Raw genomic sequence first — 22,741 nt, forward strand, 5'->3', positions numbered from 1 at the left:
CTCATATTCTAGCGAAAATAAAAGTAAATAGCTATTTTCCCCTTCTCCTTCCTAAAAAAGATATAGGCACCTTTCCTCACTCTTCTCATATCATAAACCATCATGAACTCAAAGGAGGCTGGCAATATCATGTATTACGGTTATTATGACTACTCGCCATATGACATGCGCCAAAACACAAGAATCATTTCAGACCTTGAAAAAGCAATCAATGGTGAATATTCTGCGATCCAATGCTACGAAAAACTTGCCCAAAGAGCAAAAACTCCTGAGGCAAAAAAAATCATTCAAGAAATACGCCAGGATGAAGTCAGACACTATCAACTATTTTCAAAGCTATATTATTCTTTAACAGGTAAAAACCACAAACCAAGCGTAACAGAACCTTGTCCAGATCAATTTAGAGAAGGGCTTGTTTTCGCATTTAAAGATGAACAAAAAACGGTCGATTTTTACTTAACGGTATCAGATTATGTCCGGGATCAAGGAACAAAAGAGCTGATGAAACGTATCGCTCAAGATGAACAGCAGCATGCTGTATGGTTTTTATATCTTTTAACGCACCATGTGTCTTAGATAGTCCTATTTTAATAGGAGATCGTATGTTCCGTCAAAAAATGAAATTGTCTTTTTATTCATTCAATCTATAAAATAAAGTACTATTCTCAGCAAATCTCTCATCTCTTTCACTTTTTCAAATGTGAAAACGACAATTTGATAAATAAAAAAACTCCTCTGCCACAAATAGCAGAAGGAGTTTTTTTCATGATCGTTTAATGAAATTTTGCTTCATTGCTTTGCTGCTGATGTTTTAGCATCCCATCAATGGACAGCATCTTACTGCCGCTAAGTGTTAAATAAAGCGCCATGACGAGCAGCGATAGTTCAAATTCATAACCGCCAACAAATCCTTTAGAAAAACCAACCGTAATAATCGCCACAGCCATAATTGGTACAAATAATGCTGCAAAAATACGTGTTCCTAGACCTAAAATCAAGGCGATACCACCGACCAGTTCAATTGTCTTCACAATATAGGCCATAAATTCCGGTATTCCGATTTGTCCAAAGAATGCAGCTGTTCCTCCCAGACCTCCTTGATATGCCTGAAGTCCGTGTAGAAAGAAGATAATACCTAAAATAACACGTACGAAAAGTGTTCCTATTTCTTGATTCGTTTTCATATAGTGATTTCCTCCTGTTTTTACACTACATAATGTAATGTTAATAAGTAAAAAAATTAGTAATTTAGGTTAAGCATAATCATTAAGACCACCATGAGAATGGTTGATGTGACAATGGGAATGATGGGTACATTGAAAGGAATATTGTAAGTTGGATTTAAGATCTTCTGTATTCTTAAATTCAATGCCCGATCTCCAAAGGATACCGCAAACTTCGTTTGTTTTTGAAATTGAGTTCTCTTTTTAATGAGTTTCAAAAGGGCTTGCCCTACTCCAAGCTCAGTGCCTGTCTGCCGAATAGCATAGTCATCTGCGATCACTTCACGAAAAACGGAATAGCTTTGTCTCATATGCTTTAACACTGGAATGTACCAAATAACTTTTGTGAGCATTGAGAATGTGAAGGCCTTTAAAGGATCATAGCTGTATTTGTGGTGCAATTCATGATGAACAACAGCGTCAATCTCCTCTTCATCCAGCATGTCCATGAGAGACGTTGATAAGTAGACCTTTGGGTGAAGCATCCCCATGGCGAAAGCAAGCGGTTCATGACAATGAAACACAATGATGTCGTTTGCATATTTCTCAGATAAAGATTCGGTCGACTGGTGATCGACTGCAAGCATCAGATTTTGCTTGAATTGAATGTACGTTTTGATTTGCTTCGTCATATAGAAAATCGCAAATCCCAATGTGTAGATGACTAAAGCATCTAGAAAATATTTCAAAGGAGTGAATCCATAGAATTCGAGAACAGACTGGCATACATGAATGAGATTATATGCTTGATTCCAGCCAAAAAAGCTTGAAAGCACGTAATACCCCATCTGATAAAAAATCGTTAAACCAATCAATATACCGCCTAAAAACAGCAGACTCGATTTCATTTTATTCATTTTGCTGCTCCTCTTTTTTAGATGCCAGCCTTGCTTCAAGCACTTTGAGTAATTCAGGGTCAGCACTTTCAATTGCATCCACCATATGATTCACTGCCAGTGGACCAAAATCGTCCATCAGCCCTTGCGTAATCCATTTTGTCTGCTCATTTAGAAATTCTTCTTTTGTTAAAATGGGATTATAAATAGATGAACGCCCTTTTGTTTTCTTCTCGACAATTCCCTTTTCGGTTAAGCGGTTCAGCACAGTCATCACCGTGTTGAAATTAATCGGCTTTTCATCTGACAGCTTCTGCTGCACTTCTTTAATCGGCATATCCTCACCTTGATAAAGGATCTCCATAATTCTTCCCTCTAAAGGACCGAAAAAACGATTCAATCCCTTTTCATTATATTTAAAAGAAGGAATCTTCATGTCATCACCTCACACTAAGGATTGTAGTGTAATTGAAAATGATAGTCAACAGATAACTAAAATAGGGGAAAATCGTTGCATATTACCTTGCTTTTTGGTAAAAATTATATCCCTATTTATATCAATAGGCTATCCGATTCATGATAAGATAATCTTATGAAAATGGTAAAAAAATTCGTATTTTATTTATAGAGACTTTTGTATTATAGTGAAGATAACAACATTTCACTTACTGAACAAATTTATAGGAAGAAGGTTTACATGTGATGAAACAAGGAAACAGCCTTCGAACCGATCTCATTTTGATCGCGATAAGCGGTTTAGGTGGATTTCTTTTGTCTTTAACAGGAATGTCTATTGGCTGGATGGTCGGTACATTAATCACAGCTGCATTTATTGCCATGCGACGTCCAACCCTGTTTCAGCGTAAAGGAAACAACACCTTGCGTATTCACAGCAGATGGCTACTCCTTGGTCAATTTATTCTCGGAATCGAACTCGGACAAAAAATGAACATGAAAGTTCTTCATATTTTCGCTGAACATTGGCTCCCTGTGAGTTTCATGCTCGTTTTTTCTATTCTACTGGCGATGCTCTCTGGCTTTGCCTTATGGAAGCTGAGTAAAACAGATATGCTGACCAGCTTTGTCGGAACAGCACCAGGCGGTTTATCTGCTATGCCAGGGATTGCCCAGGAGGTTGGAGCAAATACCGCCGTTGTCAGTCTCGTACAAACAACACGTGTATTAATGGTCGTACTCACCATCCCATTTACGGTGTTCTATTTAAATACAAAAAATTCAGCGGATGCAGCTGCCGGCGTGCAAGGGAGCGCCTTTTCATCCGGCGTTTTCACCCTGTCAAATATCTCATGGACTGCTGCACTTATTTTAGGTGCCTGGCTTATGTCACGCTTGGCGGTTCGTCTTCATTTCCCTGCCCCTTGGCTGATTGGCAGCATGTTAGGAGTTGCAGCTCTTCAAGTAGGTGCAGGTGCGCTCATAGGTCATGATTTAATTCCTTACTGGCCAGCACAAGCGAATATCGCATCACAGGTATTTCTAGGTGCAACCATCGGTTCAAAAATGAATAAACAGATGTTTGTCGGGCTTAAAAACACGTTAATTGTAGCCGTCGTCAGCTCAGCTGGACTGATTGCTGCAACGGTTCTCAGTTCAATTGCCATTGCAGAGGTCACAGGCATTTCTGTCATTACAGCCATTCTCGCCTTTTCGCCTGGCGGTATTGCAGAAATGGCAACAACAGCAGTTACACTCCATGAGGACTCAACCTTTGTAGTGGCTGTACAAGTTGTTAGAATCATTCTTGTCATTGCTATGCTGCCATCGTTTTTTCGATTCTTACATCATGTCTGGGCAAAAAAACATCCTGATTATAAAGCCGCAAAATAAAAAAAGAGACGCTTTGCATGTGCAGAGCGCCTCTTTTTTATTCACCATGATTTCTTTTGACACCAACTACTTGATCCTTTGAAATCGTTCCAAAATGCCGGCTGTCGAAGCTATGTATTCGGTTATCTCCGATCACGAAGTAATGGTTTTTTTTGATTTTATCTTGTCCTGTGATGGCTTTCAGCTGAAAATCTCCTGTCAGGACATTCCCCATTTTATGTTTTTTCTGCTCTTTTAAATAGGGCTCTTTCCATTTTGCACCATCGACAAATAACTGATCATCGACATACTTGATCGATTCTCCTGGGAGCCCAATGACCCGTTTAATCAAAATTTGATTTTTGGGTCCGTGAAATAACACATAATCAAACCGGTTAATTTTCGTGAGTTTTGGTGAGAACTTGTTGATTAATAATTCTGTTCCATCTGTAAATGTCGGGTCCATACTAACCCCTTCTACTTTATACTTCACAAACATGAAATTCTTTACCTGGAACAATAAGACGATGCATGTAATAATCATCAACCATAGCAATGGCTTCTTTTTCATTAAGAGCCTCCTTTGTCCTCACGCTTGCTCATTCGAATGTTTAACCTATTTTCTACTCTCTTTCCAACATACCATAATAAAACGATAACTAGAACCGCAAAAACACTTCTTAACGGATTCTTTACTAAAGCAGAAAGATCATAACCGATAAAACTAATGATAAAGAGCATGACACACTTACCAGCTAAAGCAGCTAGTGAAAATTGCCACATGCTAATTCTTGATAAGCCTGCGACAACATTGACGGCAGCAGAAGGTGTAAAAGGAAAGCAGAGTAAAATAAATAACGGACCAAATCCCCGCTTCTCCACCCAGAGCATCAATTTCTTAATATAAGGGTGTCTGCTGATAAAGTTCAGCATTCTCATCTGTCCAAATTTTCTGATCAGTAAAAAGACAAGAATAGACCCTGCACTTGCACCGATCCAGGTTAATAAAAAGCCTTCCCAAAGGCCGAATGCATTTGCATTGGCCACCGCAAACGCCACGAGTGGTAAAAACGGAAGAAATGCTTCAATCATAGGAAGCAATATAGCGACAATTGGTCCAAAGGCCTTGTAGCTTTCAAAAAATGATGTGATATTTTCATGAGTAAATAGAGAAAGAAATGATGTCAACTTGTTTGACTCCTTCAAGGTTTGTCTACATTTCATTTTACATGGAAAACATAAAAATATACAAATGAATCCCACTCTCCCCCTTGAGATTGTTTGACTCATTCGATATAATAAAACAAGAACACTTGTTCTATTTATAAAGAAAGCAGGCTTGGACATGACGAGACTATCAAGAATACAGCTTCAAATGATGGAACAGGCCATCTTTCTTCCTATGGTCATCTCCATCCTCAATCGTGATCTGACACACTTAAAACAACATCAAACATTTAAACTAAATGAACCATACATTCAGCTTGTGACCTCTGTGTTAAAGGAAGCACAGAAAGCACTTTACGAACTGAAGCAGCATTTACGTAAAGAAAACATGAAGGTACAGCAAATTGAACACGACGAAGGATTTACAACGTATCTATTTATCATAAATGGCTATGAAGAAAAGCATAAATACTTTAATCCGCGTATACGACATCGAGTAGAGGAACTGCTGACTGGATATTTTCTGCATCAAGCAAATTAACTTCTTGCTGAAATACGGCGTGGTACCCATTCAAAGAAAAAAGCCTGCCGCGGCGGCAGGCTCCTTCTTATTTATGATAATTCAAGCTGTTTTCTCAGCTCTGTTCTAACTTCTTCTAATCCTGGTCCATCTAACTCAAAGTAATACACATTCCCAGGCTGATAATCATGGCCCTTTAGCTGAATGGTATCCACTGATTTCAATGAGCTCAGTAATGGAAAAAGACCGATGAACTGTTTCATGGAAAGATTGGTTGAGACATTATCACCAAGCGTATCAATGATGTTGTCGTATGACGGGATCGAAGAAATCGATTTAGATTTTTCAAAGATGGCTTGAAGTGCTTCCATTTGGCGCTTTCCGCGCATGAGGTCACTGTCTGCTTTTCTCGTTCTCACAAAGGCTAAAGCTTCTTCGCCATTCAGTCTATGAGTGCCTGTCTGCACTTGAACTTTTCCCTTTGAATCCTTTTTCATTTGTTTTGCGATGCTTTCATCTTCAATCGTTACGTCAATTCCATTTAGCTCATCCACAATGTCTTGAAACGCCTTAAAGTTCCCTGAAATCACATAGTCTACAGGAATGTTCAATAGGCTTTCGACCGTTTTGACTGACAAATCTGCACTCCCAAACGCATGGGCGTGAGCAATTTTATCATATCCTCTTCCCGGTATATCCACATAGGAATCACGAGGAATACTGAGAAGCTTAATGGTTTTGTCTGTTCGGTTCACCGCCGCCAGTAAGACCGCATCACTTCTTGCTTCGTCTACCGTTTCACCTGGACGGCTGTCAATTCCAAGCAGCAGCACCGAAAAGCTGTCCTTTCCTGGATCAAAAGCTTTCACACGCTTTTGCGAGGTGTCTCCTCTTTCTAATGATACTTGCGCCTTGTTCGACGCTTTTGAAATTTTATAGTATGCGTATCCAGTCACGGACACTGCCATCACCATGACAAATGCCATCATAAACAGCACGGCTTTTACCCAAGGTCTCAGTCTTCTTTTTGATCTTGTTTTTTCCTTCATCCTTTCCGAACCCTCACTCTATCTTAGTCTATCAATGTAGGTTCCACTATAACATAATTCGAAGAAAGTTTCCTTCACGCAACATATTTTTATGAATCCACAATAAAAATCACTTAAATATCAGCCGGCTCATCTATAAACCAATCAAAATCAAAAAAACAGCCTGCGGCAGCGGCTGCTTTTTCATCATGATTGAATATCAAATTGGAATTGTCCTTTCAATTCCCCTTCTGCTTCTTGAAATAACTGACGCAAGCTCTCAGCATAATCACCAAGAGCGTCTTTGCTCGTTTGAAAATTCACCCATGTTAGTTCTACTGGAAGAGTCACCTCTCCTGTCAAACAGTCCCAAAGGGCATCAAGATTTTTTCCGTAATAGTCAGGAAGGTGTAAAACTGTTTTTAGCTGGTCATGAAGCTCTTCTTGCGACCTGCACGCTGCGCCATCAAGCTGCACTTTTTTCATGTTCATCTTCCCCTCTCTTCCCTATATTTTAAACGAATTGGAGGAGAAAGAGAAAGATGGACATCTTACTTTTGTTTCTGTCTGACACCTGAGATCAATAGAATGAGGCAGGCAGCCAAAACGAGCAAGAAAAAGAGGTTTAATACGAGCTGAGTACCATAAATATCAGCGAAGAGGCCAACAAAAACACTCGGAATACCAAGTCCTAAATAGGCAAACAAGTAATACCCTGCAACGGCTCTAGCCGCCTCCTTTTTCCCTCGCTCAACAATGAGCTGAAGTCCACCTAAATAAGTAAATCCATAGCAGGCAGTACCCGCCAGCATCGTTCCGGCAAGCACAAGGAAAATAGACCCGCTGCTTGCACCGTATAGCAAGAGGCCATATCCGCATGGAAGACAGATAAACCCCGCAAGGAGCGCTATACTGCTATTCATCTTGCGCACAAAGGGCTGCATCAGGACACCTGCCATATTAATTAAAAAGAGCGCCGGCCCTACCCACAATTCATAACCATTTAATTTAAGCTGTGCTGGCAAAATCGAAATGACAAGGCCGCACACCGACCACGCGATAGCAATGGCTGCATTCGCCGGCATTGTTCCTTTTGGAAATCTTGGCATGTTCATCATCGGTTTACCTGAATCTCCTTGTACAGGCGGCACGAAAAAGAAGACAACCACAATGGTTAAGATCAAAAAGGCCAGCACAATCCAATAGCTAAGCGGCGTGAGTGACACACGCTGAAAAGATAGAAGTGCCGTAAAAAGAGCACCGCCCCCAAATCCAACCGAACTGCATAGCGTAATAAAAGTTGGAATCCAGCCTGATTTCTCTGGATATAAAGCAATCAAATATGCGGTGCATGTTCCAACACTAAGACCAAGTCCGACACCTTGCAGCAGCCGGGCAGCAAAGAGCATCTGGATGGAAGGATGCACAATCATCAACAAGGTGGCACATAACGAAAAGCTAAGGGCGACCAATAAAATCGGTTTGCGACCTGCCCGGTCAGAAATGCCGCCAAGAAAAAGCAAAACTGGAATGAGTCCGAAGACATACGCGGCAAATACAAGTGCTGTTGCCGCCTTTCCGTACCCTGCTTGTTCTGCATACGCCGTATAAAGGGGCACTTGCAGATTCACAGCAATCGTTATCATAAAAAGACCAAGTAAAACGAAAATAAATGGAATGATGGATAGGTGTGCCGTTTCTTCTTTGGATGCTGGGATCATTTGACTCTCTCCTCTATATCATTGCATATGAGAACAGTGTACACATCATTTGGCTTACTTCCTATATCCAAAAATGACACTATTGACCAGTCCATAATTCCGTGTCATCATCATGTTATGACGTGACAATGAGAGAAGGTGCACGATGTATATTCATTTAGACCGTTCAAGCGCTACCCCGCTCTGGCAGCAAATCGTGACTGAGATCATTCAAAAAATTCATTCACAAAAACTGCATCCCGACGATCAGTTAACACCGACAAGAGTGTTAGCACAGGAGCTTAATGTATCAAGATCAACCGTACAGCTTGCCTACGATGAGCTGCTGGCAAGAGGCTACGTCAGCACATCTAGAAGAGGTGGTACAAAGGTCATTTCAAGTGATCAATATACAGCTTCCCCTCCCCATCAAAGTGAACCGCCTTTCTCACCTCCGATAAGACCTCACTTTGAAGAGGCCGAAAAACAAATGGATCATTGGCTGTCAGCCAATCAATTTCATGAGAAGCTTGATATTGATTTTCGTCATCAGGAGCCAGCCATCGACGACCACTTTCAAAACATATGGAAACGCTCGCTCATGAAAGCATTACAGCGATTAGATATGAAGGATTGGGGCTATTCCTCTCCGCATGGATTATGGGAAGTGCGTTCAGAAATACGCCAATACTTATCTGTTGAACGCGGGATCGATGTAGAAGAAGATCAAATGGTGTTAACGGGTGGCACGCAGCAAGCCATTGATTTAATTTCACAGGTATTGCTTAAAAAAGGTGATACAGTGGCTGTTGAAGATCCAGGTTTCCCTGGGGCAAGGCTGTCGTTTATGCATCGCGAAATGAACATTCACCCCGCACCAGTTGATGAAGAAGGAATGGTGGTGAATACATTGCCCCGGCGAACAAAACTGATTGCTGTGACGCCTTCCCATCAGCGTCCAACTGGTGTATGTATGAGTGTAAACAGAAGGCAGCAGCTGCTGACGTTTGCTGTCAGCCATCAGTCTTATATATTAGAGGATGATTTTGATGGGGATTATCGTTACCATGGCGGGCCGCTCCCTTCCCTATTTTCAGAAGCACCCGAGCATGTGATTTACATCTTAAGCTTCTCAAAAGTGCTGGCACCTGGCATCCGCCTGGCTGCCATTATCGGCTCCAAAGCAGTCATGAAAGAAATGGCCGCACTGCAATCACTCATTCAAAGACAGCTGCCCATTATGGAACAAATCACACTCGCTTCTTTTTTCAAAGAAGGAGAATTCACGCGGTATGTCAGGCGAATGAGACAGCTATATAAAAAAAGACAGGCAGCCATGATGAATGCCCTTATGACACATCACTTTGACAAACACTTCCGTATCTATGGAACCGATACGGGCCTTCATGTCTTTTTAGAAGGAGCGCAAGACTTTGATGAAAAAGGGAGCATTGAGGCAGCAAAAGCAGCTGGCGTTGGCATTTATCCATTAAGTCCTTATTGTTTTGAAAGCAATCGAAAGGGATTACTGCTAGGATTCGCCTGTACCGACGAAAGCATGATTCAAGAAGGCGTTCGCCGTTTAAAGAAAATAATTCACATCTAAAAAAGCCTGGAAGTAAACCTTCCAAGCTTTTTTAGGATGATTGCTGAATCTGACCTACTTCTTCAATAAATGCGGCTGTCTGCTGCAAGCCATCCTGAAAATGATGGGTAGCGGAAATAAACAGCTTCTCTTGATCGGGATGCTTCAAGAGCTTCTCCACCTTACTGACCCCTTTTTCAAAGGAAGCAAGGCCTGTCTTTAATTGTTGATCAGCCTTTTGATAAGCGGCTGGAACTTCTTGATGATCAAGCCCTTTTTGAATCACACGATCAAATGCTTTCGTCGCTTCTGTCAATTTTTTATTTGTTTGGATCTTTCCATGTCCATCTGAGATAAACTGATCGGTCATCTTTTCATATGCTTCATTTAACTCATCCATATAAGACTGAACCCATTGTTCATAAGCAGCTTCTTTTGCGTCTTGCTTTGAAGGCGATTGACCTGCTTGCTGACAGGCTGCTAGTAATGTCACTGTTAGGATAAATAGCAGCACCAAATGTGATTGTTTTTTCATACAGAGCCTCCATTTCTTTATCCCATTCGTTCATATCGGTCAAATATATGCATCCTTTACCACATAAGAATTCTTTGCAAGAAATGATTTCTTTTATTGTAACAGACAAGCTCGTGTCACTTCTGTGATTTATGAGTAAATGGATGAAAATACGTCTAAGGATTCACATTCCCCTGTCATTTTCCAATACAACCAATAGACGACGAGACATACGTATTTGGTTTCAATGGATTTATCTTTATGATGCATTCCCCCCTTTTGGCGCCTTTTTGCATTGCATTAAATCCATATATGCTAAACCCACGCTTGATAAGAGGCCCAGCGGCTGCTCTGCCGCTGGCGTTTGACTAATATCTGTTACGAAGCTCCCTTAATATAAAATCGTATACGAGATTGAGCTGCTGTTCCTTTGGATACAGCATAAATTCTTGTTTCTTAGGAAGACCTCCGTCAAGACGATCTTGAAATTTCGTTCGGAGATATGCTGTCCGGTGCACCTGACTCTCAAATGATTTATATGAGACATCAAGTTTGACAGTTTGCTCATTTGTAAAGGTGACCACCGTGTCTCCGAGGGATGATTCCTGGAAGGTATGAATGTATTTGTGGGAGATCCAGCCGCACTGAGGACGGTTGGATGAATAAGTTGGGAAGAAATACAGGTGATTGGATGAGTCAATCACAATTGGAGGCTTGTGAGAAATTCCTGTTACTTCGTATGTTCCCGCTTTTCTGCCTGCATAGCTTGAGCCGAAGAATCTGCAGCTGCGTTCAATAATTTGCAGGGGCTTTAATTCAACGTAAAAGCTTGTCTCTCTTTCTATGACTTTTGAATATACTCTTTTTCCTTCTTCAACTGGAAGGACCGCCATTGTTGTTTGATTAATGACGTATGAATCTAAAGGTGTTTCACTAATTCCTGACACTTCATTTCCTCCTGTGTTAATATTTGGTTATTAAGATACTATTAATCTATCACCAACATATAAGAAACGACAGGATTTTTTCAAAATTTATTAAAAATCATCTTTTTATCATATTTTTTAGTCCATTCGATCTATCGAAAAGTCATTTTTAAAGATATATCACATCCTGTCGATTGGACAAGAGGTGTCGATTCTGCTCAAAAATAAATTGTCTAAAAATTATAAATTCTTGTTGATTTTTTCTCCGCCAATCCATATACTATAAAAAAGGCATCGGGGGGATTCTTTATGAAAGAGAAAAAAACGTATGCTGAGCTCATGAAGTCCCGCAACACCCAAAAAACCGAAGAAAACGGCGTCACCATTTTAGACATCTATATTCAAATGGTTTTAGATGAAGCGCTTTATAAACAGCGCTTAACCTTCCTAAGAGAAGAGATTGATAAGGCACTGGATCAGCGTGATGAAAAGCGATTCAATGACCTGTCAGCTCAATATGCAGAACACTGCTTACATCAATCATGATGATTTTACTTGCGGCAGAGAGACAGCAACTCGTCTCTTTACCGCAAGTTTTTTGTTTATCCATTTAAAATGGTCCCGCCATTCACATGCAGCATTTGTCCATTCATATAAGATGAGTCTTCGCTCGCTAAAAATAAATAACTTGGCGCAAGCTCTACTGGCTCACCAGGACGTTCCATCGGGACATCTCCGCCAAATTCAGAAACTTCTTTTTCCGTAAAGGTTGATGGAATCAGCGGTGTCCAAATAGGGCCGGGTGCTACCCCGTTCACTCTAATCCCTTGTTTAATGAGCGATAAGGATAATGATCTCGTAAAGGTGACGACCGCCCCTTTTGTAGATGAATAATCGATCAATGTTTCATGCCCTTTATAGGCGGTGACAGATGCTGTATTAATGATACTGCTTCCTTTTTTTAAATGAGGAAGAACTGCTTTTGTTAAATAAAACATGGCAAAAATATTCGTTTGAAATGTCCGAAGAAGCTGATGCGAGGTAATTTGCTCAATGCTTTTTTGCGGATGCTGTTCCCCGGCGTTATTCACCAAAATATCAATGGAACCGAAGGCATCTTTTGTTTTTTTGACGACTTCATTTGAAAAAGCCTCATCCCCTAAATCACCTGCAATTAAGATGACACGGCCTCCCGCTTTTTCAATATAGTCCTTCGTCTCCTCGGCATCGCGATGTTCACTTAAGTAAACAATGGCGACATTGGCTCCCTCCTTCGCAAATAAGACAGAGACTGCTCTTCCGATCCCGCTGTCTCCTCCGGTCACAATGGCTGTTTTTCCTGCTAACTTTTTGTCCTGCACCTCACGATCAAAGACAGGTCTAGGGTTCATTTTATATTCAAGACCCGGACGTTCATTTTGGTGCTGAGGCGGCAATGTTTTCTTCGGCTGCTTTGTTGACACGTTAGTCCACTCCTTCCTTTTATCTTGTTTATTTTTATGTGCTGGCTGCTTTTTTATGTATGGCGCCCCTATTTCCTTTCAGATGTATGATTTTCAGCATTGTGGAAAAATTATACACAACAAGTCAATGGAGGCGACAACATGGAACAAGAACATAAAGGAATGGAACAGGCAAAATCGCTATGGCTGGCGGACAGTCAGAAACATTCTTTTCCTGCTGTCAGTGAGGATCTCACAGCAGATGTGATCATTGTCGGCGGCGGTATTACCGGTATCGCGGCGGCGTTTGAAATGACAGAGCGAGGACTAGAAGTGATCATCATTGATGCCGATCAATTGCTGCAAGGCACGACCGGACACACAACAGCTAAAATCACCTCACAGCATGATGTATACTACCATGAGCTGATTCAACAGATTGGGATGCCGAAAGCACGTTTGTATGTAGAAGCAAATGAGAAAGCAAAAGACCTCATTCAAGCTCGTGTCAAAGAGCACGACATCGATTGTCAATTAGAGATAAAAGATGCTTACCTTTATACAAAGGAAGAAAGCGGTGTAAAAAAGTTAAAGAAGGAATTAGATGCCTACAAACAGCTTGGTATTGACCGGGAATGGAAAACAAAGCTTCCTTTTGACGCTGACATCAAAGCAGCCCTTGCAATGACCAAGCAAGCACAGTTTCATCCCCTTCATTATCTCAATGCACTAATCGACAAGCTCCTAGAGCGAGGTGTACGTATCTTTGAACAAACAACCGCTGTTGATGTAAAAGAAGGGAACCGGCCTGCTGTCGTCACAAAAAGCGGACATCATCTGACAGGGCGCTATGTCATTTCATGCTCACACTTTCCTTTTTATGATGGGAAAGGACTTTATTTCACCCGAATTCATCCAGAGCAGTCCTATGTCGTAGCAGCTAAAACAACCAAACCGCTCCCAGACGGAATGTATTTAGGAATTGACCAGCCTGCTCACTCTTTAAGAACGGCAGAATGGCACGGTGAAGAAGTAGTCCTCATCGGAGGAGAAGGCCATAAAACAGGACAAGGCGGAGATGAATCCGCTCACTATGAAGGACTAGAAACGTTTGGAGACGCCACCCTTGGAATAGAAGAAGTGCTGTATCGCTGGTCGACACACGATATGGTCACAATGGATCAAATCCCTTACATTGGCCGCCTGACCAAACACCACCAGAATATCTTTGTAGCGACTGGCTTTAGAAAATGGGGCATGACCACAAGCCACGTCGCAGCTACTCTTATCGGTGATTTAATTGAAGGAAAATCGAATCCGTACGAATCAATCTTTACGCCTTCTAGAGCTGTTACTGACACTTTCGTCAAAGATTTCGTTAAAGAAAATACCAATGTCGCTGCTAAACTGATCAGTGGTAAATTCAAACGAACTGATCAAACAATCGATGATTTAAAACCTGGCGAGGGCGGCATTATCTCGTATGAACATAAAAAGTGCGGCGCCTTTAAATCAGAGGATGGGAATGTCTTTCTTGTCGACACAACGTGTACTCATCTAGGCTGTGAAGTCGCTTGGAATAATAGTGACCGTACTTGGGATTGTCCATGTCACGGTTCACGTTTTTCCATTACTGGAGAAGTAGTAGAAGGGCCTGCAAAGAAACCACTAAAAAGGTCATATACAGAACAGTAAAATTTCACTCGTTTCCCTTTAAAAAATCCAATATTATCCGATAAAAAACATAAAGTCTGATATTTGTGATGATTATGGGGGGACAAACACATTGTTATTTAAAAAAGAACCGAAAAGAAAAAACACTGCTTTTTTCACACAGCAGGATGATGAGATAAAACGAATCAACTTCTCGAACAATACGGACATCGCCAAACAAATCAAAATGATCGACCTGACGCAGCATGACCTATTGATATTAAAGCAGCTCAATCCAATTGTTCAGGATGATATTGCACATATTGTTGATAAGTTTTATAAAAATTTAGAAGTCGAGTCTTCCTTGATGCATATCATTCAAGACAATAGTTCTGTCGATCGTTTGAAAAAAACACTCCGCATTCATATTAGCGAAATGTTTGCAGGTGTGATTGACGAAACCTATGTGGCAAAACGCATTAAAATTGCGCAAGTTCATTTACGGATTGGTCTCCAGCCTAAATGGTATATGGCAGCATTCCAAGACCTTCTGCTATCAATTATGGATTTATTCGCTCATCATATCCAAGATTTCAAAGAATATCAGACAGCAGTCAAAGCGACGACGAAAATTTTAAATTTAGAGCAGCAGCTTGTGCTAGATACATTCCAAAATGAGTATTCTAAAATTCGTGATGAAGCAGAAGAGCAGCAGCAGGAGCTTCATACAAAAATCACGGAGACTTCAAATTCGCTTGCTTCGCTCTTCTCAAACACAACAAGTGCAGTCGACAAGCTTGTCTCAAAATCGGATGAGATGGCGGACATGTCACAAGCTGGAACACAAATTTCAGCACAGGTCGAAGAAAAATCAATCGGCGGTAAAAAAGAATTAGAAATTCAGCAAACACAAATGAATCAAATTGATGGCAGCATGACAAAGATTGAAACAGAAATTAAGCGCCTTGAAGAAATCGCCAAACAAATTGAACAAATCTTTGGGATTGTCACAGGCATTGCAGAACAGACGAACTTGTTATCTTTAAATGCCTCAATCGAATCTGCACGAGCAGGAGAACATGGAAAAGGCTTTGCTGTCGTTGCAAACGAGGTGCGCAAATTATCTGAGGACACAAAGAAAACGGTTTCAACTGTATCTGAACTCGTCAACAATACCAATTCACAAATCGCCATTGTGTCTCAGCACATTGCAGACGTGAATTTACTTGTGACAGACAGTAAAGAAAAAATGACACAAATCAATTCACTCTTCGATGATATCGTCAGCAGCATGAACTTAAGCAAAAACCAAAACGGAAAAATTGAAATTGACCTTCAGACCTTCCTTAACGAATTGAAGGAAGTCAAACAAACGGTGTCTCAAGTTGCAAGCTCCGTCGAATCCTTAACAAGCCTGACAAATCGCTAATACAGTCTTTTTTCTTCTGCTTTAGTATAATAGAAGAAAAGATAGAAAAGGCGGGATTTGATTGACAACAATTTGCCTAGTCAGACACGGGGAAACAGATTGGAATGCAGCGAAACGAATTCAAGGACGAACAGACATCCCTTTAAACGACACAGGTAAATGGCAGGCTGAACAAACTGGACTTTACTTAAAGGATGTCCATTGGGATGTTGTCATTTCCAGTCCACTAACAAGGGCAAAAGAAACGGCACACTTGATTTTAAATTATGTTCATGCCCCACTTGTCATCATGGATGATTTCATTGAACGAGATTACGGTGACGCTGAAGGCATGTCGTTTGAGGAGCGGCAAAAGCTGTTTCCAGATAAACAGTATCCAAATATGGAACCACTAGAGACGATTCAAAACCGAATGTTAGAAGGAATTGAGAAAGTCAGAGCAGCCTATCCAGATCAACATGTCCTGATCGTGGCTCACGGTGCTGCTATCCATGCTTTACTCACCACTTTGGCTGATGAACATATGGGTCTACAGAACACGAGACTTGTCAATGCTTGCTTAAATTATGTGGAATGGACAGATGGTAAATGGAAGGTCCGTGATTACAACGTGGTCAGCCATTTAACTCAATCCGCCCCTTCTTAAAGAGCCTGTTATCTTAGCAGGTTCTTTTTTTCATGACAAAAACAATGATAAAATAATATTTTTTTATATCGAAATTCGAAATAGATGCTAGACGATTCTACCTATTTTATGGCATTTCGGGTATCGAATATTTAACCGGAAATGGATCATGAGAAAAAAAGCACACTCCCTTTTTAATAGATCATCGCTGAAATGATAGAATAAACATATTTTACCATCGATTCCAAGTGGCTTAATTCCCCAATTTTCGCTAGGACTTTCACAAAAATTCGGGTCTACTCTTATTTGCCTACTTCCCTTAAACTGAATATACAGAATAATCAAACGGGTCATTCTTATAGACTACGGATGATTATTCTGAAATAAGAAAAAAGGGATGTGGAATGTGCGTGAAAAAGAAAAATGTGATGACAAGTGTTTTATTGGCTGTCCCTCTTCTGTTTTCAGCAGGGTTTGGAGGATCCATGGCAAATGCCGAGACGGTCTCCAAAACAGATAGTGAAAAAAGCTATATTGTTGGTTTTAAAGCCTCTGCCACCACAAACAGCTCTAAGAAACAAGCTGTCATTCAAAATGGTGGAAAACTAGAAAAACAATACCGCCTCATTAATGCTGCACAAGTGAAAATGTCCGAACAAGCCGCCAAAAAACTTGAACATGACCCTAGCATTGCTTACGTAGAAGAAGACCATAAAGCAGAAGCATATGCACAAACCGTCCCTTATGGAATCCCTCAAATCAAAGCTCCAGCTGTACACGCTCAAGGTTATAAAGGTGCTAATGTCAAAGTAGCTGTCCTTGATACTGGAATCCACGCAGCACACCCTGACTTAAATGTTGCAGGCGGTGCGAGCTTTGTCCCTTCAGAGCCAAATGCCACCCAAGACTTTCAATCACACGGAACTCACGTAGCTGGAACCATTGCTGCCCTTGATAACACAATTGGTGTACTCGGGGTCGCTCCAAGCGCTTCCCTATATGCTGTGAAAGTATTAGACCGTAATGGCGACGGACAATACAGCTGGATTATTAGCGGTATTGAATGGGCTGTAGCGAATAACATGGATGTCATCAATATGAGCTTAGGCGGACCAAACGGCTCCACAGCACTTAAAAATGCTGTTGACACAGCGAATAACCGCGGAGTAGTTGTCGTTGCCGCAGCAGGAAATTCAGGTTCATTTGGTTCTACTAGCACCGTTGGCTATCCAGCAAAATACGATTCTACAATTGCTGTTGCCAATGTAAACAGTAACAATGTCAGAAACTCATCTTCTAGCGCAGGTCCTGAATTAGATGTTTCTGCACCTGGTACTTCTATTTTAAGTACAGTACCAAGCAGCGGATACACTTCTTATACTGGAACATCTATGGCGTCTCCTCATGTAGCAGGAGCAGCAGCGCTTATTCTTTCTAAAAACCCGAACCTAACAAATTCACAGGTTCGCCAGCGCTTAGAAAATACAGCGACACCGCTTGGTGACTCATTCTATTATGGAAAAGGGTTAATCAACGTTCAAGCGGCTTCTAACTAAAATAATTGTGACAAAAAATCCGGCTGACTGAGCCGGATTTTTTGTTTATTGCTTTTTCGATGCATCCTCTTTTTCCGCCGCTTTTTCCATATCCATGATTCTCTCCATCATCGTGGGGTGTCCATAGCGGAAGATCTTCACTAAAAACGGTGGATTTACCTGGGACAGCCCTGATTTTGCAAGCTTTTGAAAAGACGTTACGCCTGCCTCCCCGTCTTTTGTCATGTTCACCGCATATTCGTCGGCTGTCCGTTCTTGATGCCTTGACACCGCATTTGTAAAAGGTGAAGCTGCAAATGACAGCATCGATACAATGATTAAAAGAAGCGGAAGAGCAGCGATGTCGTGTGACACCTTGAGTCGAAATGAGGCTGCTCCTTTTTGATAAAGATAAAAATAAAGACGGTCGATGGCAAAAAATCCGGCCAGTGACAGCACTAAGTATCCTGCTAACCCAATATAGACATGTTTCATGACGTAATGTCCCATTTCATGTGCCATGATAAATAAAATTTCGCGGTCTTTCAGCTTTTGCAGTGTTGTGTCCCATAAGACAATACGCTTATTTTCACCAATTCCTGTGACATATGCGTTCATCGTGTTCGTTTTCTCAGACATATTGACCTCATATACATGATCTGCCGGAATATGCGCTTTGTCTGCCAGCGTTAATATTTTCTTCTCAAGAGCTTGATCCTTTAGTGGATAAAAATTGTTATATAACGGATCAATGACGACCGGCTGTATAAAGAAGAGAAACAGCGTGACTGGGACTGTCAAACACCACGCATACAGCCACCAGCGCTTTCTTCTTTTTTGAATCAGCCAAAAGAACACAATAGCACAAAGGGCAAGGAGCGGATATTGAATCCAAAAATCCAGTGTTTGATCTTTCAACCAGCTTGCCGTACTTTGTGCAGATACTCCGTAGTGCAAAGACAGCTGATAGCCAATCCACTTAATTGGCAATGAAATGAGCATTGTTAGAAGCGACAGCACAAACACATACACAAGTTTACTTAAAAACGTGAAACGAGCTGCTGCCAGGCTCCAGTCTGCTATTTTCCGTGAAAACCCTGAAATGAGCAAAAGGAAAAAGACATACCAATCTAATGGAATTGTTATGAAATACAGCAGGTTTCGTATGTTCGAGAAATTCTCGCTAATCACAAGCTCATGGTTTGTCATAAAGGTATGCGGGTCTGCACTTGTCCCTTTCACACTTTCAGGAACAGATGAATCCCCCATTAAAAACAAATAAGAATAAATAAAAAGACCGTACAATATGTATGCTACCGTTGCAAGAGCTACCCACTTGCGTACTCGCACAGGCCAGCCTCCTTTCCATTCCTCTCTCTATTCTAATCACGCATTTTTTCGTTTAGAACCTGTCTCATGTGGCTCCATCATAGCATGCCCCATCTGAAAAAGCTTTCGCGAAAAAAATGATTATGCGGCTCAAAAATCGGAGAAGCTACATGTAAAACAGTGAGTTGGAGGATCAAAATGAAGAAAATCCTTGCAGGAGTTGTGATTTTTGGACTTTTATTAATCACCTTCTTTTATGTGTTCAGCCGGACGAGCGAAATCTTTGATGAGAATCGAGCAGAAAAATTGCTACTCTCCCCAGCGAATGAATCCATCTCTTATGAAATAGATGATAAGGACACAGCAGAAGATTTAATTGAAGAATTAAATAAAGGCAAACAAACAAGCAATCATCTCAAGAAAAATTTAAAAAAGCCCGATTATATCGCCAAGGTGATGTTCGGACGAACAAATGGTACCACCTTTCAGCTTTGGACCAACCGATCACAGGTCGTTTTTTTAGTAGATGGGACGTTTTATGAACTGAATCAAAACCAGTCGAAATCTTTTCAGAGACAGTTAAAAGAAGCCATTCAAAAGAGCTAAAATGATCTTTGAGAGAAAACTTTGAATGCGAGGGGGTGTCTACATGCTGAGGGAGCCTCCTCATCAGAGACTCCCTTTTTTATTTACTTTCTTCTGCTTGATACTTTTCCTTTAGCGCTCTTCTTAAAATTTTACCTGTTGTGTTTTTTGGAATATCATCTATGAAATGGATCGTTTGGGGCTGCTTATATTTCGCTAAATAGCGTGAACAATGTGTGATGATGTCTTCTTGATTAATGTGAGCATGTTTCTTAGGGGAAATGTAACAGACGACTGCCTCTCCTGTGTTTGGATCTGGCACACCGATGACAACGGCTTCTGCTACTGCTTCATGTTGATAAAGTACTTCTTCTACTTCTCTTGGATAAACATTATAACCGCCAACAAGAATCATATCTTTTTTCCGATCGACAATATAAATATATCCTTCTTCATCTCTTCTCGCCAAATCACCAGTATACAGCCAGCCGTCTCTTAGTGCAGCTTCCGTATCTTCTGGCATTTGATAATAGCCTTTCATGATGTTTGGCCCTTTTGCTATCAGCTCTCCGACTTCATTAGGACCGACTTCTTCTCCAAGTTCATTCACAATTTTATTCTTCACATTCATAATGTCAGTCCCGACAGAACCCGGTTTTCTTTTTCCGTCAAGAGGATTGAATGCAGTCACTGGAGATGCCTCTGATAACCCATAGCCCTCAAGGACCGTAACTCCGAACTTTTTCTCAAATCCATGGAGTAAGGCAACAGGCATTGAGGCACCGCCTGATATACAGATCCTCACAGAAGACATCGCTTCATTATGCCCCTCCTGGCGGTACAAATAGTTATACATGGTAGGAACACCAACAAATAGCGTTGGCTTCTCTTTTTCCATCATGTGCAAAAGCTCTGATGGGCTGAAATGCGGCAAGACATAAATCGTCGCGCCATGAATTAACGGTGCATTCATACAGACTGTTAAACAAAAAACATGGAACATTGGCAAAGCGGCAATGACCTTGTCCTTTTCGTCAATCGATAAATACTCAGCGGTGTCTCTGGCATTTGAATAAAGGTTGAGATGAGTGAGCATGGCGCCTTTTGGTTTTCCTGTCGTGCCAGATGTAAATAAAATAACTGCGGTATCATCTGGCTGAATGGAAGGATGTACGTTTTCATTCGCAGCACCTGATACAAGTTTCCCAAAGAAAACAAGCCGATCAGATACTTCCTTAAAGCTTGATCTGCACGCCGATTCATTTTCTGCACAAATAATGACTCTTTCAATGGACGGAAGCTGTTCATACACTTGCTCGTACACTGGCAGAAGCTGTTCAGGCGCCACAATGCCTTTTACATCGCCTGTGACGAGCATATATCCAATTTCACTAGGTGTGTATGTTGGATTAATAGGTACAACGACAATTCCTGCCTTTAATGCGCCAAAAAAAGAAATGACAAAATGCGGTGAATTTCCTAAAATTAGCGCGATATGATCCCCAGCTTGAAACCCTTCGTTGACTAATCCATCTGCAAAACGCTCGATACTTGTCATCAGCTCTCGATAGGTCCACTTCTTTCCTTCAAAGATCAGTGCGATATTTTCTCCCTTCGTCATCGCCGTCTGCTGAAGATTTTTGATCAAATCCATTCTCCCACCCCTTACGTGTCATCAATGAATGAATGACCATTCATTTTATAGCCAAACATTCCTCCTTTCTATTATAATAGACAATCGAAAAAATCCACAAGATCAAATGTAAATCGCTTTCATTTCTTTCAATCAAAAAAGCACCGCTATCCCTAGCCGTGCTTTCCCGCGATTAATAAATTAAATCAAGAAAATCCTCTTTTGATACGTTGCCGAAATAGTGACGCATGTCCATATCTTCTAAGACGTCGCTGATCGTTTTACGATCATATTGCTGTCCAATGAGCCGCTTCTCAATATCGGCAATATCTCCAACGCCAAAGAAATCACCAAAGATTTTGCAATCTTGAATCATCCCTTTTTTCACTTCTAATCGCAAATCAATGGAGCCTGCAGGGAATCTCTTAGAATGCTGCAAATTAAATTTCGGTGAACGACCGTAGTTCCATTCCCATTTTTGATAGCGATCTCGGGAAATTTCGTGAATCTTTTCCCAATCCTTTTCAGTCAGGCGATATTGAGGCACGTCCCCATTTGTATCAAAAATGTAGCTTAAAAGAATTTTTCTAAATTCTTCTGTTGTCATTTTTTGATCCATCAGTTCACTAATATTGGCGACCCTGCTTCTAATCGATTTGATGCCTTTTGATTCAATCTTTTCTTTTTTCACATTTAAAGCCGAAACGACATGTTCAATTTCTGAATCAAATAGCAGTGTGCCATGGCTGAAAATACGTCCTCTTGTTGCGAACTGGGCATTTCCAGAAATTTTACGTCCATCTGCCATGATGTCATTTCTGCCGCTCAATTCAGCTTTAACGCCTAGCTTTTCAAGCGCTTTGATGACTGGCTCCGTGAACTTTTTAAAGTTATGGAAGCTGTCCCCATCATCTTTTGTAATAAAGCTGAAGTTTAAGTTTCCTTTGTCATGGTAAACTGCACCACCGCCGGATAAGCGGCGCACGACTTTAATTCCGTTGTCTTCCACATACTTCGTGTTGATTTCTTCTATTGTATTTTGGTTCTTTCCAATAATAATCGACGGCTGATTGATGTAAAACAGTAAATATGTTTCTTCTGGATCTAAATATTTTAAGCAATATTCTTCAATTGCCAAATTAATCATTGGATCATAATGTTGTTCGTTATCGATAAACAGCATC

The 22,741-nt window shown here is 40.9% G+C and carries 24 protein-coding genes and 1 pseudogene; 11 read left to right on the forward strand and 14 right to left on the reverse strand.

The genetic code is table 11. The features are described from left to right. Window positions 1-129: 129 nt before the first annotated feature. Window positions 130-576 (forward strand): ferritin-like domain-containing protein, encoded by a 447-nt coding sequence (locus NSS92_RS09195; protein ID WP_267585962.1) that lies wholly within the window; start codon window positions 130-132, stop codon window positions 574-576. A gap of 197 nt (window positions 577-773) precedes the next feature. On the opposite strand, the gene NSS92_RS09200 is transcribed toward NSS92_RS09195, so the two are convergent. Genes NSS92_RS09200 through NSS92_RS09210 form a run of 3 tightly spaced genes read right to left on the reverse strand, consistent with a single transcriptional unit; the run spans window position 774 to window position 2,495 of the window. Beyond that, the gene (locus tag NSS92_RS09200) at window positions 774-1,184 is read right to left on the reverse strand and encodes a DoxX family protein (protein WP_025093362.1); all 411 of its coding nucleotides are present in this window, start codon (window positions 1,182-1,184) and stop codon (window positions 774-776) included. 56 nt (window positions 1,185-1,240) lie between these two features. Continuing rightward, window positions 1,241-2,080, reverse strand: coding sequence for a M56 family metallopeptidase (locus tag NSS92_RS09205; RefSeq protein WP_340867412.1), 840 nt, complete (start codon window positions 2,078-2,080; stop codon window positions 1,241-1,243). Next, window positions 2,073-2,495 carry a BlaI/MecI/CopY family transcriptional regulator gene (locus tag NSS92_RS09210; protein ID WP_024425495.1) on the reverse strand — a complete coding sequence of 141 codons (423 nt, stop codon included), beginning with the start codon at window positions 2,493-2,495 and terminating at the stop codon, window positions 2,073-2,075. The genes NSS92_RS09205 and NSS92_RS09210 overlap by 8 nt, the downstream gene beginning before the upstream one ends. A gap of 266 nt (window positions 2,496-2,761) precedes the next feature. Between NSS92_RS09210 and NSS92_RS09215 the strand changes: the two genes are divergently transcribed. Beyond that, window positions 2,762-3,907: an AbrB family transcriptional regulator gene (locus tag NSS92_RS09215; protein WP_340869970.1), complete on the forward strand. Its 1,146-nt coding sequence runs from the start codon at window positions 2,762-2,764 to the stop codon at window positions 3,905-3,907. 37 nt (window positions 3,908-3,944) lie between these two features. On the opposite strand, the gene lepB is transcribed toward NSS92_RS09215, so the two are convergent. Next, window positions 3,945-4,457, reverse strand: a complete 513-nt coding sequence (gene lepB, locus NSS92_RS09220; protein WP_267585960.1) for a signal peptidase I — start codon at window positions 4,455-4,457, stop codon at window positions 3,945-3,947. Then, window positions 4,457-5,074 (reverse strand): TVP38/TMEM64 family protein, encoded by a 618-nt coding sequence (locus tag NSS92_RS09225; protein ID WP_267585959.1) that lies wholly within the window; start codon window positions 5,072-5,074, stop codon window positions 4,457-4,459. Before NSS92_RS09225 ends, lepB begins: the two co-directional genes overlap by 1 nt. A gap of 157 nt (window positions 5,075-5,231) precedes the next feature. On the opposite strand from NSS92_RS09225, the gene NSS92_RS09230 reads away from it, so the two are divergent. After that, the gene (locus NSS92_RS09230; protein ID WP_024425491.1) at window positions 5,232-5,594 is read left to right on the forward strand and encodes a hypothetical protein; all 363 of its coding nucleotides are present in this window, start codon (window positions 5,232-5,234) and stop codon (window positions 5,592-5,594) included. A 71-nt stretch (window positions 5,595-5,665) separates the two neighbouring features. Here NSS92_RS09230 and NSS92_RS09235 read toward each other — a convergent pair whose 3' ends face one another. The 3 genes from NSS92_RS09235 to NSS92_RS09245 all read right to left on the reverse strand — a co-directional run bounded on the left by NSS92_RS09235 (window position 5,666) and on the right by NSS92_RS09245 (window position 8,322). Next, window positions 5,666-6,622: an LCP family protein gene (locus NSS92_RS09235; protein WP_267585958.1), complete on the reverse strand. Its 957-nt coding sequence runs from the start codon at window positions 6,620-6,622 to the stop codon at window positions 5,666-5,668. A 186-nt stretch (window positions 6,623-6,808) separates the two neighbouring features. Beyond that, window positions 6,809-7,087: a barstar family protein gene (locus NSS92_RS09240; RefSeq protein WP_267585957.1), complete on the reverse strand. Its 279-nt coding sequence runs from the start codon at window positions 7,085-7,087 to the stop codon at window positions 6,809-6,811. A gap of 65 nt (window positions 7,088-7,152) precedes the next feature. Then, window positions 7,153-8,322 carry an MFS transporter gene (locus NSS92_RS09245; protein WP_340867417.1) on the reverse strand — a complete coding sequence of 390 codons (1,170 nt, stop codon included), beginning with the start codon at window positions 8,320-8,322 and terminating at the stop codon, window positions 7,153-7,155. Window positions 8,323-8,467: 145 nt separating this feature from the next. Between NSS92_RS09245 and pdxR the strand changes: the two genes are divergently transcribed. Then, entirely contained in the window at window positions 8,468-9,907 is a 1,440-nt protein-coding gene (gene pdxR / locus NSS92_RS09250) for a MocR-like pyridoxine biosynthesis transcription factor PdxR (protein WP_340867420.1), read from the forward strand. Between the two features lie 31 nt (window positions 9,908-9,938). Here the strand turns inward: pdxR and NSS92_RS09255 are convergent, their stop codons facing one another. Together NSS92_RS09255 and NSS92_RS09260 are read right to left on the reverse strand one after the other, a co-directional pair. Then, window positions 9,939-10,421, reverse strand: a complete 483-nt coding sequence (locus tag NSS92_RS09255) for a hypothetical protein (protein WP_267585954.1) — start codon at window positions 10,419-10,421, stop codon at window positions 9,939-9,941. 347 nt (window positions 10,422-10,768) lie between these two features. After that, a complete protein-coding gene (locus NSS92_RS09260; RefSeq protein ID WP_024425481.1) occupies window positions 10,769-11,347 on the reverse strand; it encodes a competence protein ComK in 579 nt (192 codons plus the stop codon). 288 nt (window positions 11,348-11,635) lie between these two features. On the opposite strand from NSS92_RS09260, the gene NSS92_RS09265 reads away from it, so the two are divergent. Beyond that, on the forward strand, window positions 11,636-11,872 hold the full coding sequence (locus tag NSS92_RS09265; protein ID WP_008348804.1) for an IDEAL domain-containing protein: 237 nt from the start codon (window positions 11,636-11,638) through the stop codon (window positions 11,870-11,872). A 56-nt stretch (window positions 11,873-11,928) separates the two neighbouring features. On the opposite strand, the gene NSS92_RS09270 is transcribed toward NSS92_RS09265, so the two are convergent. Further along, entirely contained in the window at window positions 11,929-12,789 is an 861-nt protein-coding gene (locus tag NSS92_RS09270; protein WP_024425480.1) for an SDR family oxidoreductase, read from the reverse strand. 141 nt (window positions 12,790-12,930) lie between these two features. On the opposite strand from NSS92_RS09270, the gene NSS92_RS09275 reads away from it, so the two are divergent. The 5 genes and pseudogenes from NSS92_RS09275 to NSS92_RS09290 all read left to right on the forward strand — a co-directional run bounded on the left by NSS92_RS09275 (window position 12,931) and on the right by NSS92_RS09290 (window position 18,031). Then, window positions 12,931-14,463 carry an FAD-dependent oxidoreductase gene (locus NSS92_RS09275; RefSeq protein ID WP_340867424.1) on the forward strand — a complete coding sequence of 511 codons (1,533 nt, stop codon included), beginning with the start codon at window positions 12,931-12,933 and terminating at the stop codon, window positions 14,461-14,463. A gap of 91 nt (window positions 14,464-14,554) precedes the next feature. After that, window positions 14,555-15,094, forward strand: a pseudogene (locus NSS92_RS19470) (protoglobin family protein); the annotation flags it as partial. A gap of 240 nt (window positions 15,095-15,334) precedes the next feature. Next, the gene (locus NSS92_RS19475) at window positions 15,335-15,850 is read left to right on the forward strand and encodes a methyl-accepting chemotaxis protein (protein ID WP_394336034.1); all 516 of its coding nucleotides are present in this window, start codon (window positions 15,335-15,337) and stop codon (window positions 15,848-15,850) included. A gap of 61 nt (window positions 15,851-15,911) precedes the next feature. Next, a complete protein-coding gene (locus tag NSS92_RS09285; protein WP_267585951.1) occupies window positions 15,912-16,496 on the forward strand; it encodes a histidine phosphatase family protein in 585 nt (194 codons plus the stop codon). A 389-nt stretch (window positions 16,497-16,885) separates the two neighbouring features. Then, a complete protein-coding gene (locus NSS92_RS09290) occupies window positions 16,886-18,031 on the forward strand; it encodes a serine alkaline protease SapB (protein WP_267585950.1) in 1,146 nt (381 codons plus the stop codon). A gap of 45 nt (window positions 18,032-18,076) precedes the next feature. Here NSS92_RS09290 and NSS92_RS09295 read toward each other — a convergent pair whose 3' ends face one another. Then, on the reverse strand, window positions 18,077-19,360 hold the full coding sequence (locus NSS92_RS09295; RefSeq protein ID WP_340867432.1) for a M48 family metallopeptidase: 1,284 nt from the start codon (window positions 19,358-19,360) through the stop codon (window positions 18,077-18,079). A 177-nt stretch (window positions 19,361-19,537) separates the two neighbouring features. On the opposite strand from NSS92_RS09295, the gene NSS92_RS09300 reads away from it, so the two are divergent. Further along, the gene (locus NSS92_RS09300; protein ID WP_142944435.1) at window positions 19,538-19,945 is read left to right on the forward strand and encodes a sporulation protein; all 408 of its coding nucleotides are present in this window, start codon (window positions 19,538-19,540) and stop codon (window positions 19,943-19,945) included. A gap of 79 nt (window positions 19,946-20,024) precedes the next feature. On the opposite strand, the gene NSS92_RS09305 is transcribed toward NSS92_RS09300, so the two are convergent. Both NSS92_RS09305 and NSS92_RS09310 read right to left on the reverse strand, forming a co-directional pair. Then, window positions 20,025-21,578: a fatty acid--CoA ligase family protein gene (locus NSS92_RS09305; RefSeq protein ID WP_267585948.1), complete on the reverse strand. Its 1,554-nt coding sequence runs from the start codon at window positions 21,576-21,578 to the stop codon at window positions 20,025-20,027. Window positions 21,579-21,750: 172 nt separating this feature from the next. Next, window positions 21,751-22,740: a lipoate--protein ligase gene (locus NSS92_RS09310; RefSeq protein WP_024425472.1), complete on the reverse strand. Its 990-nt coding sequence runs from the start codon at window positions 22,738-22,740 to the stop codon at window positions 21,751-21,753. Between the last annotated feature and the right edge of the window lies 1 nt (window position 22,741).

Origin of the sequence: Bacillus sp. FSL M8-0166, from assembly GCF_038008825.1 — a bacterium.
GTDB lineage: Bacteria > Bacillota > Bacilli > Bacillales > Bacillaceae > Bacillus > Bacillus safensis.

What these genes read in the sequence shown, in the direction of transcription:
- NSS92_RS09310 (WP_024425472.1), bottom strand. Translation starts at nt 22,740, where the DNA reads ATGCTGTTTATCGATAACGAACAACATTATGATCCAATGATTAATTTG.
- NSS92_RS09200 (WP_025093362.1), bottom strand. Translation starts at nt 1,184, where the DNA reads ATGAAAACGAATCAAGAAATAGGAACACTTTTCGTACGTGTTATTTTA.
- NSS92_RS09195 (WP_267585962.1), top strand. Translation starts at nt 130, where the DNA reads ATGTATTACGGTTATTATGACTACTCGCCATATGACATGCGCCAAAAC.
- NSS92_RS09235 (WP_267585958.1), bottom strand. Translation starts at nt 6,622, where the DNA reads ATGAAGGAAAAAACAAGATCAAAAAGAAGACTGAGACCTTGGGTAAAA.
- NSS92_RS09265 (WP_008348804.1), top strand. Translation starts at nt 11,636, where the DNA reads ATGAAAGAGAAAAAAACGTATGCTGAGCTCATGAAGTCCCGCAACACC.
- NSS92_RS09275 (WP_340867424.1), top strand. Translation starts at nt 12,931, where the DNA reads ATGGAACAAGAACATAAAGGAATGGAACAGGCAAAATCGCTATGGCTG.
- NSS92_RS09210 (WP_024425495.1), bottom strand. Translation starts at nt 2,495, where the DNA reads ATGAAGATTCCTTCTTTTAAATATAATGAAAAGGGATTGAATCGTTTT.
- NSS92_RS19475 (WP_394336034.1), top strand. Translation starts at nt 15,335, where the DNA reads ATGAATCAAATTGATGGCAGCATGACAAAGATTGAAACAGAAATTAAG.
- NSS92_RS09300 (WP_142944435.1), top strand. Translation starts at nt 19,538, where the DNA reads ATGAAGAAAATCCTTGCAGGAGTTGTGATTTTTGGACTTTTATTAATC.
- NSS92_RS09215 (WP_340869970.1), top strand. Translation starts at nt 2,762, where the DNA reads ATGAAACAAGGAAACAGCCTTCGAACCGATCTCATTTTGATCGCGATA.
- NSS92_RS09255 (WP_267585954.1), bottom strand. Translation starts at nt 10,421, where the DNA reads ATGAAAAAACAATCACATTTGGTGCTGCTATTTATCCTAACAGTGACA.
- NSS92_RS09240 (WP_267585957.1), bottom strand. Translation starts at nt 7,087, where the DNA reads ATGAAAAAAGTGCAGCTTGATGGCGCAGCGTGCAGGTCGCAAGAAGAG.
- NSS92_RS09245 (WP_340867417.1), bottom strand. Translation starts at nt 8,322, where the DNA reads ATGATCCCAGCATCCAAAGAAGAAACGGCACACCTATCCATCATTCCA.
- NSS92_RS09230 (WP_024425491.1), top strand. Translation starts at nt 5,232, where the DNA reads ATGACGAGACTATCAAGAATACAGCTTCAAATGATGGAACAGGCCATC.
- NSS92_RS09205 (WP_340867412.1), bottom strand. Translation starts at nt 2,080, where the DNA reads ATGAATAAAATGAAATCGAGTCTGCTGTTTTTAGGCGGTATATTGATT.
- NSS92_RS09305 (WP_267585948.1), bottom strand. Translation starts at nt 21,578, where the DNA reads ATGGATTTGATCAAAAATCTTCAGCAGACGGCGATGACGAAGGGAGAA.
- lepB (WP_267585960.1), bottom strand. Translation starts at nt 4,457, where the DNA reads ATGAAAAAGAAGCCATTGCTATGGTTGATGATTATTACATGCATCGTC.
- pdxR (WP_340867420.1), top strand. Translation starts at nt 8,468, where the DNA reads ATGTATATTCATTTAGACCGTTCAAGCGCTACCCCGCTCTGGCAGCAA.